The following is a 14,009-nucleotide window of genomic DNA, read 5'->3' as shown; positions in this document are numbered from 1 at the left end:
AGGAGTTTGCATAATGACTAAACCTGAAGCTATGCTATTTGATTTGGATGGGACTCTCTTTCGCACGGAAACGCTGCTGCTTCCTGCCTATCATGCTTCTTTTGATCAATTGCGGCGCGAAGGACTGTACAGCGGAGAAACTCCGCCGGAAGAGCGAATTCTTGGCGCGCTCGGTATGCTGCTTGAGCATATTTGGGAAAGAGTGATGCCGGAAACAAGCCTGGAAGCACACCAAAGAATGGATGTTTTGCTGCTCCAGAATCAATTGGAAGGACTCCTGCAAGGGAGCGGAATTTTATATGAGGGTGTCGAAGCTACATTAAAAGAACTCCATGCTCGGGGAATCCGGTTGTTTGTAGCCAGCAACGGGCTCGAGGACTATGTGAAAAAGGTGATTGAAGCGCGAGGGTTAGGCTCGGTTTTTGAAGGACTGTACAGTGCAGGTGAATTTCAAACCAAATCGAAGGTTGATTTGGTAAGGCTTTTATTGGACAAATACAACATCAAATCCGCATGGATGGTTGGCGATCGCTCGTCGGATGTCGAGGCCGGCTTGAAAAACGGACTCACTGTCGTGGGCTGCGATTATGCGGGTTTTGGAAAAGATGATGAACTGGAAGGCAGCCATATGCGGATTCAATCTTTTCCGGAGCTGCTGGATTATTTGCCAAAGCCATGATCATTGGCAACTTCCAAGTTGGCTCCGCTCACCGGATCTCCGTTTATCCACAAGATACTGATCTTACACCACATAAACCTGGCCGAGTGCCGGGTTTTTATTTTTTATAAACAAACAAAAACAAATATAAATCATATATGCGGCTTGTCCGGACCATCTTGTCCATACAAATATGTCACCGCTGTTCGTGGATTGGGATCCAAGCCAGGATGTTCAAGCACTTATCGATTCTTTGAAATCAGGCATTGCTTCTTATAAAGAAGCATATAAAGCTTATTTTGAGCGCAATAAAAACGCGGGCGATATCATAGATGAAACGGCACCCCGCGTGATCCTGATTCCAGGAATCGGCATGGTCAATACAGGCAAAAATGTTCCGAATTCCCGTATCAGCGGGGCTTTGTTTCATAGAGCCATTGCTGTGATCCGCGGAGCTACAACCTTGGGTGAATTCGTTTCCCTGAATGAAAACGAATCCTTTAACGTTGATTATTGGCCGCTTGAGCCTTACAAACTTTCGCTTGCTCCTGCTGAAGCTGAGTTTTCTCGCAAGGTCGCTTTTATTACGGGAGGTGCAGGTGGAATTGGAAGCGCGACAGCTCGTCGTTTGGTAGCGGACGGTGCACACGTCATACTGGCTGACCTTAACCTGGAAGGTGCGCAGAAGTTGGCTGACGAATTAAATGAGAAATACGGAGAACTCCGTGCGATTGGCGTGAAAATGGATGTAACCAACGAAGAAGCGGTCATTGCTGCTTTTAAGGAATCCGCGTTAGCCTACGGTGGCGTGGACATCATCGTGAACAATGCGGGCCTAGCCACTTCAAGTCCTTTTGATGAAACTTCACTGAAAGAGTGGAATTTGAATATGAACGTGCTGGGCACAGGATATTTCCTCGTGGCCAGAGAAGCCTTCAAGCAAATGAAGCAGCAAACCATTGGCGGCAGCATGGTATTCGTAGGCTCGAAGAACTCCATTTACGCCGGTAAAAATGCGTCCGCCTATAGTTCCGTCAAAGCGATGGAAACCCATCTTGCCCGCTGTATTGCAGCAGAAGGCGGAGAGTTCGGCATTCGCGTCAACTCCGTGACGGAGGAAACAATCAGAAGAGACCTCGACAAGCTGGAAGATGAAGGGAAACTGCTTCGCAGCCATGGCGGGGCCATCCGTGTGAAGGAGTCTCAGCCGGAGACCCCTTTTCGGGAACGAGAGACGATGAATGCGGAGCAGAAACGCCGAATTGCCGAAGAAGCGATCCGGCATATCGAACCGGGGGACCGAATTGTTTTGGATGCAAGCTCCACGGCTTGGTATATGGCCCAGATTCTTCCGGATATTCCGTTAACCGTAGTCACAAACTCGATCAAAGTGGCTTTGGAACTAAGCTCCAAGGACAAAATTCAAGTGATATCCACAGGCGGTCTGCTAACCCGGGGTTCACTTTCCTATGTAGGTCCTTTAGCCGAACGTTCCCTGGATTTCTATCATGTTGAAAAAGCATTTATTTCCGGCAAAGGTCTGCATTTGCAAAAGGGAGTCAGCGAATCGAGCGAATCACAGGCCCTGATCAAACAAAAAATGATCACTATTGCCGATGAAGTGTTCCTGTTAGCGGATTACAGCAAGTTTGGCCAGCAGTCCTTCGCCCTTGTAAGCCGCTGGGATCAAATCCATCACCTCATTACGGATGGCAGAGCTGATGCGGAAGCTGTCAACCAATTGCGGGAACGCTCCGTCGATGTGATTCAGTTGAATGATTAGTTTTATTTTGGGTCGTCATCTTCCTGGATCGGATCGGAAACCAAGCCTTCGTCCTTCAATTCTTGGCCTGTTTTCATATCTTCCATGTCTTTGCCGAGCTGCTTTATTTCATCCATATCAGGAGCCATGGAACCATTCATCACTTTATTCAAAGGTTTGGAGCCTTCCTTGGCCTCATGCTCGGGTACAGTTGTTTTTAAGTCCTCGTTGTTATATGCTTTCTGGCTGTCATTAGTTTTCATATCGTTGCTCATGACCATTACCTCCCAGCTGTGTCTGTCCTTCTCTCTTACCCGAAGACAGATACCCTGAAACAAACGCAAACAGCACTCTTGCCTCCTTAGAGCATACACTATAAGCACACTAGGATAAGGAGTTGAATTAGCTTTGCCCTCTTTTGCCGGAGTTGTTAAAATTGTGAGTAATGTGGGAAGCTTTATTAACGGAGATAACTTGATAGTTGCACCTACCACCAGCGCCAAAATTTATGAGGGCTCTGGCAGCGGCAACATAGGCGACTTTAGCATATCCAGTAATCTTTTCAGTATTACTGCTGTTGTTGATTCAGATGCTGTAGATACAGGAAGTAATAAAGTTGCAACCGGTACTTAAAGCAAGATAAGTTTAGAAAAACTTATACATTATCAATTTTAAAAAAAACGGGACCTGGAAGAGAGCAACTCTCCTAATCTCCGTTTTTTTCATTGCTATCCTTGTTCGGTTGTTTTGGGTTCAATTGTTCTTTCATCAGCCACAACGCATATTCGAGGGGCCGTGTAATTGCTTTGCGATATATTTCCTTGGCTCCTATACGGCGGAAAACTTCACGGGAAGGCTTGGGATTGACCTCCAAAAGCCAGATATCTCCTTTTGGATCTACGGCGATATCCATGCCAAGCTCACAGAGCTGACCGAATTTGGTTTCAAGAAATGGAGCCAGCTTATAAGCAAAGCTGTAGATTTCCTGCTTGATTTGCTTCACTTTATCTTTGGAAGCGAATCGATAAAGGAGAAGCCTCTCCATGCTGACGGCAGTTCCTCCGCCGTGTAAATTGGAAGTAATGCTTTTATGCGGCCCGATCCGGCCTGCGCATCCGGTAATGACCCATTCACCGTCACCATTTTTTTGAATAAGAAGCCGGTAATCATGGACTCGCCCATTCGGCAGCGTTAAAGGGATGCCTTGCTGCACCAAATAGTCCGAACCCAGCGACATGCCGGCCAGCTTATCGGCCAATTTTGTTTCTGATACCTTTACCGGATTAAGAATGGTACGATCTTGATTGCGACCTTGGAAGAGATATTGATCCGAATCGATTTGATCAATACGAATAATCCCTCGTCCACCCGTTCCATTTTTGGGTTTAAGATAAATAAGCTTATGCAGCTTTAGGAAATCAATGAGTTCCTGCACTTCATTGTAACGTACAGTTTCAGGGATATGGCTTTTGATGCTTTCATTCTCATAGAGCAGCTCATGCATGATCCACTTGTTGGCAAGAGGTTTGCTTAAATATTGCAGCTTTGAGTATTTATTACGAAATTTCTTGAGGATCCGGAAGGTAGCTGTACCATGGTAGCGGCAGCGATCATAAATGAGAGGAGGGAATGTGGTGCGTTTGCGAACCCATTTTCCAGCATCGATATCATATTTAAGGATGCGCAGCGACTCCAGATTCTGAACATCCAAAGGAGTGAATACCTCAACTGCAAGGCCGAGCTTTCTTCCTTCCATACTCAACTTCTTATAAAAAGAAAGCTCCTCCAATCGATCATTATTCATATAAACAGCAAGAATGCCAAGTCGTTTTAAACCCAAACGAATTCACCTTCTCCTGGCCTTTTTGGTTAAAAACACGCCATAATGAATGATGCGTTCCAGCGATTTTTTTCGAATGTCGGGCTCGTCAAACTTCATCGGCTTGGAATTAGCCTCAAAAAACCAGATTCGTCCGGAAGTATCCACTCCCAAATCCATGGACATTTCGCCGAGCTGTTGTCCCGAGGATTTTTCAATTTGTTTTGCCAACACGACAGCGGCACGCTTCGTCCGCTTCAGGATGCTGGCAGCCTCTTTCTGACCAAAGGCATATGTGAGCAGCTTTAGCGGGTCCTCTATGGAGCCTCCTCGGGGAACATGGGTAGTTATGCTAAGCTTGCCGGCAACTCTTGCCCCGATTCCGGTTACACTCCAGACGCCCAAGGCATTTTTTTGGACAAGAACACGTAAATCGTAAGCTCTGCCCTTGTAGCTGGTAAGTGTTATGCCTTGCTGCATGATATATTCTTTGGCTCCGCGGAGTTCATCCACATCTTTCCATAAACTGTCTATGCTGTAATGAACTTTATATACTATTTCTTTATTGCTTTGCACACTGAGCTCGTACTCAGGCTGGTTGTACTTGCCGATTTTTCGTTCTAATCGCATGATTCCCCTTCCTGCTTTCCCTTTAACGGGTTTCAGATAGACGACTGGATAATTGCGCAGCAGGCGTTCCAGTCCAAATGAAGTGGATAATTGCTCAGTTGCAGGAATATACATACGAGTGTGAGCTGATTTATTCAGCCATTCAAAGAGCGACCATTTATTGAAAAAGGAAGGATTATAGAGATTGACTTGATTGCTGCGGATACAGGCTTGAATGATCTGTTGAACCTCCGGATGCATTTCCATTTTACGAAATGGAACACGATTATAAATGACATGGGGAGCAGGCATCCAATCACGGACCCATGAGCGTCGATCCGGATTGTAGCGAAAACCAAACATTCGATTTTCCGTCAGTTTAACATTGTCAGCCGTGATCACATAAACTTCGGCCCCAAACTCGTGCCCAGCTTTGACAATATCCGCGAAATTACTTTTATCCCCGCGAAAAATGCGGGTACCGTCATTTACAGTAAGTATGGCAATCGTTGGCTTTTGATCTTTATCATGAAGCGGAATATTCACCTATGCTTCCCTCCTCGCGCGAAAACCGCATAGATATAGGCAATGATCATAGATGTGGGCAAGGGACGCTTTATCCTGATCCTTGAGCGAAGGGTGCTTGAAGATGGAGCGCCCCGGTTTAGCGTTCGCTTCGAACATCCAGACCTTCTCATTTTGATCAATGCCGATATCAAAACCGAGCTCACCGAGCAAATGATGGTAATGCTTTTCAATGCTTTCCGCCAGCTTAACGGATGTCTCCTTGGCATTATTCAGCACACTCTCGGCGCGAGAGCCGTAAATTTGCCTTAGCACCTGCTCAGGTGTCATCAGTTGGCCGCCTGAACGAATATGCGTCGTCACGCTTCCTTTGCCTGCTTTTTTGGCGCCAATGGCCGCAACTACCCACTGGTTGCTGCCGTTCTTGGTCATATGGAAGCGGAAGTCTATCGGACAACCGTCGATTTCGATCAGCCGAATTCCTTGCTGGGCGACATAATTTTGCAGCCTGCCCCGTCCGGTTCCAAGCATTTTCATCAGTCCGTCGAATTTGGCATAACGAACGAGAACGTTTTTACTGTCTTTGCGATATCGGGCGAAGTAGCCACGCTTGGAATTGTAGGTAATTCGATATATCCCGATTCCCAGACTTCCGGCCGTCGGTTTTAAATAAATGAATTTATGCTTATCCAGCATTTCACGAATTTGCTCAGAGGACGGGTTTATGTGCGACTCCGGCACGAACTTGAAGACGTCGTCTCCATCGAGCAGATTGTAAATATCCCATTTGTCAAAAAAGCTCCAATTGAACAGAGGGATGCCTCTTCGCACAAACAGCTCCTTAAAGCTTTCCATTCCCGACGACTTCTCGGCTGAACGACTGGATAATCGATTATAAATAACATCGGGAAGCGGCACCGTACGACGCACCCATCCGCCTTCCGGACGCGGGAAAAGGGCATTAACTGTTTCCCGCTGCCAGTTGACATCTCTGGGACTAAATGCGAAATGAAACGATTTGTCCGCTCCTGTTTGAGTGATTTGACGAATAAATCCCGTCCTGGAACCAAATGGAGTCGTACTACTTCTCGATACATGAGTGAGCACTCCAATCAATGGGCCTAAACGAAGTTCTTTGGAGCTGTTGCTGGCTGCCAGACATGTGCCTATACGCGGAAGTCGAAGGCTTCTCATCAATGACATGGAGAGGTAAAGGTGCTGTCCTGGTTTTTTTATTATGCGCATGGGTACATTGGCGTACATGCTGCCGGCTCTCACCTGGATCGTTTTGGTGCCGGTTAACCTCAAAGCTTTGACGAGTTCATTGCTCAAATAGACCGATCGATCCGTTCGGGGTATGGCATGTATGGTGCAGGTAGTCAAACTCATTAGGTTACCCTCCTAAACTTGTTGCCCTTGCTTTATTTCTGCGCTGGCGCGGAAAGAAGAAGCCTCCGCAATCATCCGGTTAGTCTTTTGAGCGTAAAGTAAAAATGCTGCATATAAGATCGGATTCTCCTTCGAGCTTTTTTGAACGGCTTTATTCGGCAACTTTGTGAACAGGCTTCGACCCGGCTTGGAGTTAACTTCGAGCAGCCAGACTCGCCCATTTCGATCAATACCCAGATCTATGCCCAGTTCGGCTAGCCGGCCGTGTGCGGATTCCAGTGCAAGAGGGATTTTTGTTGAAAGCTCAATCAAGGTATTCATTTGCTCCTCGACCTGTTCCTGGCTAAACTCAGACTTTAAAAAAGGAGCTGCCTCCCATGCAGTTCCTCCGCCATGAAGGTTGGCTGTTATGCTCCCAGACTGTCCGCAGCGCACTCCCATACCTGTAAGCTCCCAGTATCCATGGCGATTCTTTTGTACCAAGGAGCGTATATCATAAGCATTCCCGTTTGCAGTATGCAGGCTCAGATATTCCTGAAGCAAATAAATACGCTGTCCAATAAACGTCCTAAGCCAAAACTTAAGATCTTGTGCATTCTGAAACTCCATTTGCAAGAGATGATTCCGTCTGTCACGTCCGGAGAGGATAAAATGATCTAACAGCTCCTGGTGTTTCTTGATATAAAGTACACCTCTACCTTGACTGCCCCCTTTTGGTTTTAAGAAAACCTCACTCCTCAGCTCCAGCCAATTCAATACTTCCTGTAATTGGGTGAGCAGCCGGGTCTCAGGAAGAAATGGATGAAAATATGGATCTCTCTGAAGAATTTGCATGACTTCCCATTTTCCGGGCAATCCGTATCCGAGGAAACGTATCGAGGATCGGCCGCGAAGCTGCCGCAAATGCCGGCTATAGTCCTGATAGGAGGCCTTTGACGCAAAAAAACAACGATCATAGATCAAATTCGGCAAGGCATAGTTAATCTTCATCCATGCTTCTTTCCCAGCCTGATAGGTATAACCTGTTACTTGCTCACGACTCCAATCGATTCGGTTTGGTGAAAATACGAAGACCTCGATTCCGGCGCTAATTCCCAAGAGGCATAATGCCCGCAATGAAGCCGCATTGGCAAAGGGAACCTTCCCGGGAAGCTCTGCAACCATAATTCCTAGCAGCGGCATACGTTTCGCACCTCGTCTCATGACTTCCACCTCAATATTTGGCTAAAAATCTGGCGTATTGGACAATTTGCTTGACGGAGGGCCGAATTTTTTGCTCGGATAAAGGCGTGTTGTCATCCTTGGAAGGCTTGGAGTTAACCTCCAGCAGCCAAACTCTTCCTTGTGAATCCACAGCAAGATCGATGCCAAGCTCGCCAAAATGGAATGGAATCTGAGCTTCGATGCTTGCTGCGATATCGAGAGAGGCCTTGCGTAATTTGCCATAAACAGAAACTCGCTGCAGCGCATTCAAGGAAGATTTACCTAGTGTATCTTTTACGTTGCCGAGGCTCCCGCCGCGAGCAATATTCGAGACGAATTGCTGTGTGCTGGCGATTCTGGCAACCACCGAGGTAATGGTCCAGACACCTTGGGCTCCTTTTTGAACTAATGCTCGAAAATCTACCGGCCTGCCTTCGGCTGTAATTAATTCCACACCTTGCTGGAGTTGGTATCTTTGTGATTTCAGCTTGCCTGAGAGTGCAGTAAACAGTGCGGGCAGCGAGTCAAATTCTTTCCTTCGTACGCCGCCTGCATTCGTAAATTGACAATTATAAGAGCCGCCGGGATGCTTTTCGATGCGAATGATTCCTTTTCCGAGACTGCCTGTAATGGGTTTGAGAAACAGAGTGCTATAGCGGCTGGACATTGATTTTAGCATTTGATAATTTTTAAATAAATAAGATTCAGGCAAATAGATGTGAATCGATGGATCCTTGCTGAGAGCATCGAAAACCTCAGTTTTATCTAGGTATTTTTCATTAAAAATTTGAGTGCCGCGCGCTTTAACGTCCTTCATAAAGTTCTGCACATTCGCAAGGCTCTCGTATTTGCGTGAAGTCAGGCGATTGTATATGACGTTCGGGACAGGAAACGATTTTTTGCTCCATTGATCATGACTGTAAACGTGCCCATTGATGCTTTGAGGATCTGCTTGCAATTCATCGGGAGTGACAAAAAATATCTGTGCCCCAAACTGTCTGCAGGCTTCTGTCATTTCATTGCAGAAGGCGGTCATCGCCCCGAAAGGCTTATCCACGGAACTGGCATACACACGGCTGACCATCACACCAATAAGCGGTCCGAGGCGCAAGGTTTGTCTGGATGCTCTATACTGCAAGCAGAGTGTCGCTCCTTGATGAAGACCGAGCCTTGCAGCCAATGCCGGATTCATCCGCAAGATATGGGTACGAGCGAAAGGCACAATCTTGACCTCCTGCTTGAAAGATCCATGCTGCAGCATGAGGCTTTGATTGGTTGAGATTTTCCATTTTTTCACCACTGATTCGCTGAGCATGAGGGTCCGTTCGTCCAAATAGATGCTGGTGCCTTGAATGGAAATCCCGATTTTTGTTCTGTGCAAAGCGCACACTCCTTCCAGCAGGCAAGTGAACTACTCCATCATATGAGGACATATATCCCTTGGTGCCAAAGCAATTGACTTCAAGAATCGAAGGAAAACAGAGATGCAAGCTCATGAATGTCCATGGCCAAGTATACGAAAATGAGAAGCCCCTTTTGGAATTTGATTTCCAAAAGGGGCTATAATAGGATGAAAGTTAACAATCAGGAGGCCGAACAATGATGTCTAGAACTCAATATCTTATTGGAATCGTTCTTTCTCTAACTATATTAATAGGAGCAGGTTGTAATTCCACAAACAATCAGACAACCCCTTTACAATCGGCTTCAGTCCAAACATCCCCGGCACAATCGGTAAATCCAACAACAAACACCCTCAGCCCAAATCCTGCAGCTTCACCGAATACCGCCGGCACCACTACTCCAAAACAAAGCGCACCTGCAGCCCCAAAGGGGATTGCAGACATGAATATAGACCATATTGTTATTGTTGTTGAGGAAAATCACTCCTACGAACAGATCATGGAGAGCCCGGATGCTCCTTATATGCATGCGCTTATTCAGCGTGGAGCCTTATTTACTGATGCGCACGGCATTACTCACCCAAGCCAAGGGAATTACATCGGGCTTTTTTCGGGATCCACACAAGGGATCAAAGACGATTCCTGCCAGAAGCCCTTCTCTGCAGACAATCTGGCGAGCGAATTATTAAAAGCCAAATTGACCTTCACTGGTTATTCAGAGGATTTGCCGAAGGTCGGCTATAGCGGATGCTCTTCCAAAGGCTATGCACGCAAGCATAATCCGTGGGTGCAGTTTTCGAACGTGCCTGAGGAATTGAATCGGCCGCTCACCGACTTCCCAAAGGACTTTTCCAAGCTTCCAACCGTTTCATTTGTCATTCCGAATCACCAGAATGATATGCACGACGGAACCATTAAAGAGGCTGATGACTGGCTGAAAAAGAATATGGATGCCTATGCGTCGTGGGCGGAAAAAAACAATAGCTTGCTGATCGTCACTTGGGATGAGGATGATTTCGGCAAAGCGAACCAGATTCCCTTAATCTTTGTCGGACCTATGGTCAAACCCGGAAAGTATGATGAAAATGTAAACCATTATCACTTGCTGCGGACGATTGAAGATCTATATCATCTCCCTGTGCTAGGAGAAAGCCAGAAAGTGAAGCCTATCACATCAATTTGGAAGTAAGTATCTTCATCAATCGACAAGCTTGAGATGATAATGATACAATAATCTCGAATTTTGCGACGGAGAATGGTGAAACAGGAGAGTGCCGAGATCTATGGTTCATTCGTCATTATGGGAATTGTTCAAGGTATCTCTCAAGCTGGGATTAACTTCTTTTGGCGGTCCGATTGCTCATATTGGATACTTCCGCGAAGAATATGTGCATAGGAAAAAGTGGCTGGATGAAAAAAGCTATGCGGATATGGTGGCATTGTGCCAATTTTTGCCTGGCCCGGCGAGCAGCCAGATCGGTATCGGGATTGGGCTCATGCGAGGCGGTTTACCTGGCGCCATTATTGCTTGGCTAGGATTTACAATGCCATCTGCGCTGGCTTTAGCCATCTTTGGATACTTGTACCAAGGTTATGGAACGAGCGGTTCAGGCTGGATTCACGGCCTGCAGCTTGCTGCGGTTGTGATCATCGCTCAAGCCGTATGGGGCATGGGCAAAAGCTTGACCCCGGACCGCACAAGAATGAGCATTGCCGTTATTACGGCTATAGTGACTCTGCTTTGGAGCTCGTCATGGAGCCAGGTGCTCCTGATTGCGGCAGGAGGGCTTGCTGGGCTTGCTTTTTACAAGGAAGCTCCAGTAGAAGCAGCATCCGAGCTGCCGAAAACGATATCCAAAAAGCCTGCCGCAGCCGCATTGATTCTATTTTTTGGACTATTGATTCTACTTCCCTTGCTGAGAATCATATATCCGACCGATTGGGTGGCGCTGATCGACAGCTTTTACCACTCGGGTGCGCTTGTCTTCGGAGGCGGACATGTCGTTCTTCCGCTGCTGGAGCGAGAGGTGGTCTCACCCGGCTGGATGACGGAGCAGCAATTTTTGGCAGGTTACGGCGCCGCGCAAGCTGTGCCGGGGCCGCTTTTTACATTTGCCGCATACCTGGGAATGGCCATGAAAGGCTGGGTCGGAGCTGCGGCATCACTGATGGCGATTTTTCTCCCTGCATTTTTGCTGGTGATCGGCGTGCTGCCATTCTGGCATTCCTTACGCCAAAGAGCCTCAGCCAAACGCGCTTTATTCGGAATTAATGCCGTAGTCGTCGGTATGCTGTTAGCAGCATTATATAACCCGGTTTGGACCAGTGCAGTTCATACTCCGGTGGATTTTGGGATTGTTCTGGCTGCCTTTGTTTTGCTCATGTATTGGAAATTGCCGCCATGGTTGATTGTTGCTTTTACTGCTCTGGCCGGTTGGCTGATATCCTGGATATAGATTATAATATTGAGCATAACTTATGAAAGAAGGCACAACTTAGTGGCAAAGCCCAAAATTACCGAAATGGACATCGTGAGAGCACTGGCCATTATGGCTGTAGTCATCATTCATGTGACTGCCGAAGGAACTTTGAAGGAAATTATGGGGGAAAGCACTACCCAATTGTTATATTTGTTTATCAATCGAGTCTCCACCTTTGCCGTGCCTTTGTTTATTTTCATCAGCGGGCTTGTTCTGTTCTACGTCTATTTTGATTCCTGGAACGGCAGGAAAACTTGGGAGTTTTATCTTAAGAGAGTGCGTCAGATTGTCATTCCGTATATCCTCTGGTCGTTTTTTTACTATGTGTTTTACCCTTGGTTGACAACGGCTGGTCATCCCATTCGTGTGAATTTAATAGATTTTGCCAAACTGCTGCCATGGGCGGATTCCAGCTATCATTTGTATTTCATGATTATTATCCTGCAGTTTTATGTATTGTTTCCGCTTCTGGTCAGCCTTGCCCGAAAAGTGAAAGCGTTCCGTGATTATTTGCCTTGGTGGGGAGCGGCTGTTCAAGCCGTCTTTTATATAAACAGTCATTGGTTCGGCGGTTATGGACCACATGATGCTTCACTGTGTGTCACTTATTTCAGCTTTTTTCTTCTTGGAGGTTACATAGGGATCCATTATCAAGCTTTCATTGAATGGATTCGCAAAGCGGCTTGGTGGGTTGTTCCCTTTACGATCCTTAGCGGAATCGTTTACGGATGCTTATTTATTGTGGAGCAAAAGGGTACATTTATTGAAAATACTTGGTTTATTGCCGTTTGGACGCTGTATACAATGGGTGTAGGCATCTCGATGCTTTGGCTGACACGGAAGATGGAACGCGGGCTTCCAAGGCTCGCAGGAATTTTTACGTCTTTGGGAGCGGCATCTTACGGAGTTTATTTGATGCATCCCGCATTGTTATCCTTATTTAAATATGCATGGCCTGCACTTGGGCCGATAATATGGTTTAATCTGTATAATATTGCATTGGTCGTGTTGTTGGTCCTGATCCCATGGGCAGTTACTCTACTCTATAAGAAAACCATAAGGGCGTTGAAGCTCCGTTAGGACTTGAAATTGGCCAAAAAGCCGGTTGGATTCGGTTTTTATTTCGAAACGAGCCTGGGGGATCCACGAATGCTTCGTGAAATCCCGTCCTTGAATCAGCATTTTATCCGGATAAACTTCAACAACGAGACCTTCGCTGCGACGCTGGTTTAGACTATACGGTTTATCGTTTTCATCATAAGGATCATACACGGACGAACTGTTTACCATCGTAAACTTATCCTTGACCAGCGTATTTTTTGAGGCCAGCTCCCAGTGCGTATGCCCGCTGAAAAAAATAACCTGAGGATGCTCCGAAAGGATTTCCTTCAGTTTTTCATGCTGCACCACACCTCGACTATTATAATTAACGCTGCTTCCGGCTACTGTGTAAGGCAATGGCTGATGCAAAAAGACAAACACTGGCTTACCTGACTGATCATCGGCCAGCAGCTTTTGATGCAGCCATGTGAGCTGCTCATTGGAAAGCCAGGCATCCTCATTGATGGATAAATCGGACTGCCGGTACTTCTCGGAACCGAGCATGATGAAATGGTATCCGGAAATCCAGGCATCATCGTAAAGGCTGGGCCGCCCGACAAAATTCAGAAATCTTTGTTGGGATGCCTTTTCCGTCTCACCATTTGGGAAGGTGTTCAAAGACCATTTTCCATTTGGATCATGCAAAGCATTGTAATACTCATGATTGCCGATGGTATAAAGAACGTTCGGCGGCAGAGGGACGTTCTTGAGCAGATTTTTCAATGTGATATAATCATTCATTGTGCCTTGGCCCAGGTCGCCGTTGATGACAAGTGCATCAAACTTGGGAATGGTCGCATTCAGGTCGTTAAGTGCATGCTTGGTCTTTCTTACCGATTCATGATTTCCAGACTCAACATGAATGTCACTGATCACCGAAAATCGAAGTAGGGGGGCTGCAGATTCTGCTTGTACATGAGCGAAGCCAATGCCGAATAAAGCGGTTGCCATTGCCATACTGCCGATCCTTATATTCCGTAATTTGTTCATCATTGATCCTCCATTCATATTTGGCGGACTTGTCTCATAAACTTGCTTATAGGATCATCCAATTAAGAGC

At 46.5% G+C, this 14,009-nt stretch carries 13 protein-coding genes and 1 pseudogene; 7 read left to right on the top strand and 7 right to left on the bottom strand.

The annotated features are described in order from the left end of the window. Positions 1-13: 13 nt before the first annotated feature. The 3 genes and pseudogenes from BLV33_RS11055 to BLV33_RS30675 all read left to right on the top strand — a co-directional run bounded on the left by BLV33_RS11055 (position 14) and on the right by BLV33_RS30675 (position 2,441). Entirely contained in the window at positions 14-679 is a 666-nt protein-coding gene (locus tag BLV33_RS11055; RefSeq protein ID WP_090791002.1) for an HAD family hydrolase, read from the top strand. Between the two features lie 133 nt (positions 680-812). Next, a pseudogene (locus tag BLV33_RS30680) lies at positions 813-1,844 on the top strand (SDR family NAD(P)-dependent oxidoreductase); the annotation flags it as partial. A 51-nt stretch (positions 1,845-1,895) separates the two neighbouring features. Then, positions 1,896-2,441, top strand: coding sequence for a DeoR/GlpR family DNA-binding transcription regulator (locus tag BLV33_RS30675; protein ID WP_366414853.1), 546 nt, complete (start codon positions 1,896-1,898; stop codon positions 2,439-2,441). Positions 2,442-2,443: 2 nt separating this feature from the next. Here the strand turns inward: BLV33_RS30675 and BLV33_RS11045 are convergent, their stop codons facing one another. Continuing rightward, positions 2,444-2,695: a hypothetical protein gene (locus BLV33_RS11045; protein ID WP_090790999.1), complete on the bottom strand. Its 252-nt coding sequence runs from the start codon at positions 2,693-2,695 to the stop codon at positions 2,444-2,446. 133 nt (positions 2,696-2,828) lie between these two features. Here BLV33_RS11045 and BLV33_RS11040 point away from each other — a divergent pair, with 133 nt between their 5' ends. After that, entirely contained in the window at positions 2,829-3,053 is a 225-nt protein-coding gene (locus tag BLV33_RS11040; RefSeq protein WP_090790996.1) for a spore germination protein, read from the top strand. A 73-nt stretch (positions 3,054-3,126) separates the two neighbouring features. On the opposite strand, the gene BLV33_RS11035 is transcribed toward BLV33_RS11040, so the two are convergent. The 5 genes from BLV33_RS11035 to BLV33_RS11015 are packed head-to-tail and all read right to left on the bottom strand — an operon-like array spanning position 3,127 to position 9,355. After that, the gene (locus BLV33_RS11035; protein ID WP_253187034.1) at positions 3,127-4,260 is read right to left on the bottom strand and encodes a YheC/YheD family endospore coat-associated protein; all 1,134 of its coding nucleotides are present in this window, start codon (positions 4,258-4,260) and stop codon (positions 3,127-3,129) included. A gap of 6 nt (positions 4,261-4,266) precedes the next feature. Next, positions 4,267-5,394, bottom strand: coding sequence for a YheC/YheD family endospore coat-associated protein (locus BLV33_RS11030; RefSeq protein WP_090790993.1), 1,128 nt, complete (start codon positions 5,392-5,394; stop codon positions 4,267-4,269). Continuing rightward, positions 5,395-6,762, bottom strand: coding sequence for a YheC/YheD family endospore coat-associated protein (locus BLV33_RS11025; RefSeq protein ID WP_090790991.1), 1,368 nt, complete (start codon positions 6,760-6,762; stop codon positions 5,395-5,397). Between the two features lie 12 nt (positions 6,763-6,774). Next, entirely contained in the window at positions 6,775-7,965 is a 1,191-nt protein-coding gene (locus BLV33_RS11020; RefSeq protein WP_090790989.1) for a YheC/YheD family endospore coat-associated protein, read from the bottom strand. A gap of 10 nt (positions 7,966-7,975) precedes the next feature. Continuing rightward, a complete protein-coding gene (locus BLV33_RS11015; RefSeq protein ID WP_366414802.1) occupies positions 7,976-9,355 on the bottom strand; it encodes a YheC/YheD family endospore coat-associated protein in 1,380 nt (459 codons plus the stop codon). Positions 9,356-9,564: 209 nt separating this feature from the next. Between BLV33_RS11015 and BLV33_RS11010 the strand changes: the two genes are divergently transcribed. The 3 genes from BLV33_RS11010 to BLV33_RS11000 all read left to right on the top strand — a co-directional run bounded on the left by BLV33_RS11010 (position 9,565) and on the right by BLV33_RS11000 (position 12,928). Then, the gene (locus BLV33_RS11010) at positions 9,565-10,557 is read left to right on the top strand and encodes an alkaline phosphatase family protein (RefSeq protein WP_253187033.1); all 993 of its coding nucleotides are present in this window, start codon (positions 9,565-9,567) and stop codon (positions 10,555-10,557) included. Between the two features lie 94 nt (positions 10,558-10,651). Next, positions 10,652-11,824 (top strand): chromate transporter, encoded by a 1,173-nt coding sequence (locus BLV33_RS11005; RefSeq protein WP_090790982.1) that lies wholly within the window; start codon positions 10,652-10,654, stop codon positions 11,822-11,824. Between the two features lie 42 nt (positions 11,825-11,866). Next, positions 11,867-12,928, top strand: a complete 1,062-nt coding sequence (locus tag BLV33_RS11000) for an acyltransferase (RefSeq protein WP_090790980.1) — start codon at positions 11,867-11,869, stop codon at positions 12,926-12,928. On the opposite strand, the gene BLV33_RS10995 is transcribed toward BLV33_RS11000, so the two are convergent. Further along, entirely contained in the window at positions 12,887-13,939 is a 1,053-nt protein-coding gene (locus BLV33_RS10995; RefSeq protein ID WP_171909109.1) for a metallophosphoesterase family protein, read from the bottom strand. The genes BLV33_RS11000 and BLV33_RS10995 overlap by 42 nt on opposite strands. Between the last annotated feature and the right edge of the window lie 70 nt (positions 13,940-14,009).

It is taken from the genome of Paenibacillus sp. GP183, assembly GCF_900104695.1.
In the GTDB taxonomy this organism is placed as follows: domain Bacteria; phylum Bacillota; class Bacilli; order Paenibacillales; family NBRC-103111; genus Paenibacillus_AI.
The sequence above is the reverse complement of the archived record's forward strand: the minus strand, read 5'-3'. Positions and strand labels throughout refer to the sequence as shown.

Excerpts from the sequence above, each read along its gene's own strand:
- BLV33_RS11025 (WP_090790991.1), bottom strand. The coding sequence starts at position 6,762 with ATGAGTTTGACTACCTGCACCATACATGCCATACCCCGAACGGATCGA.
- BLV33_RS11045 (WP_090790999.1), bottom strand. The coding sequence starts at position 2,695 with ATGAGCAACGATATGAAAACTAATGACAGCCAGAAAGCATATAACAAC.
- BLV33_RS11020 (WP_090790989.1), bottom strand. The coding sequence starts at position 7,965 with ATGAGACGAGGTGCGAAACGTATGCCGCTGCTAGGAATTATGGTTGCA.
- BLV33_RS10995 (WP_171909109.1), bottom strand. The coding sequence starts at position 13,939 with ATGAACAAATTACGGAATATAAGGATCGGCAGTATGGCAATGGCAACC.
- BLV33_RS11055 (WP_090791002.1), top strand. The coding sequence starts at position 14 with ATGACTAAACCTGAAGCTATGCTATTTGATTTGGATGGGACTCTCTTT.
- BLV33_RS30675 (WP_366414853.1), top strand. The coding sequence starts at position 1,896 with ATGAATGCGGAGCAGAAACGCCGAATTGCCGAAGAAGCGATCCGGCAT.
- BLV33_RS11005 (WP_090790982.1), top strand. The coding sequence starts at position 10,652 with ATGGTTCATTCGTCATTATGGGAATTGTTCAAGGTATCTCTCAAGCTG.
- BLV33_RS11010 (WP_253187033.1), top strand. The coding sequence starts at position 9,565 with ATGATGTCTAGAACTCAATATCTTATTGGAATCGTTCTTTCTCTAACT.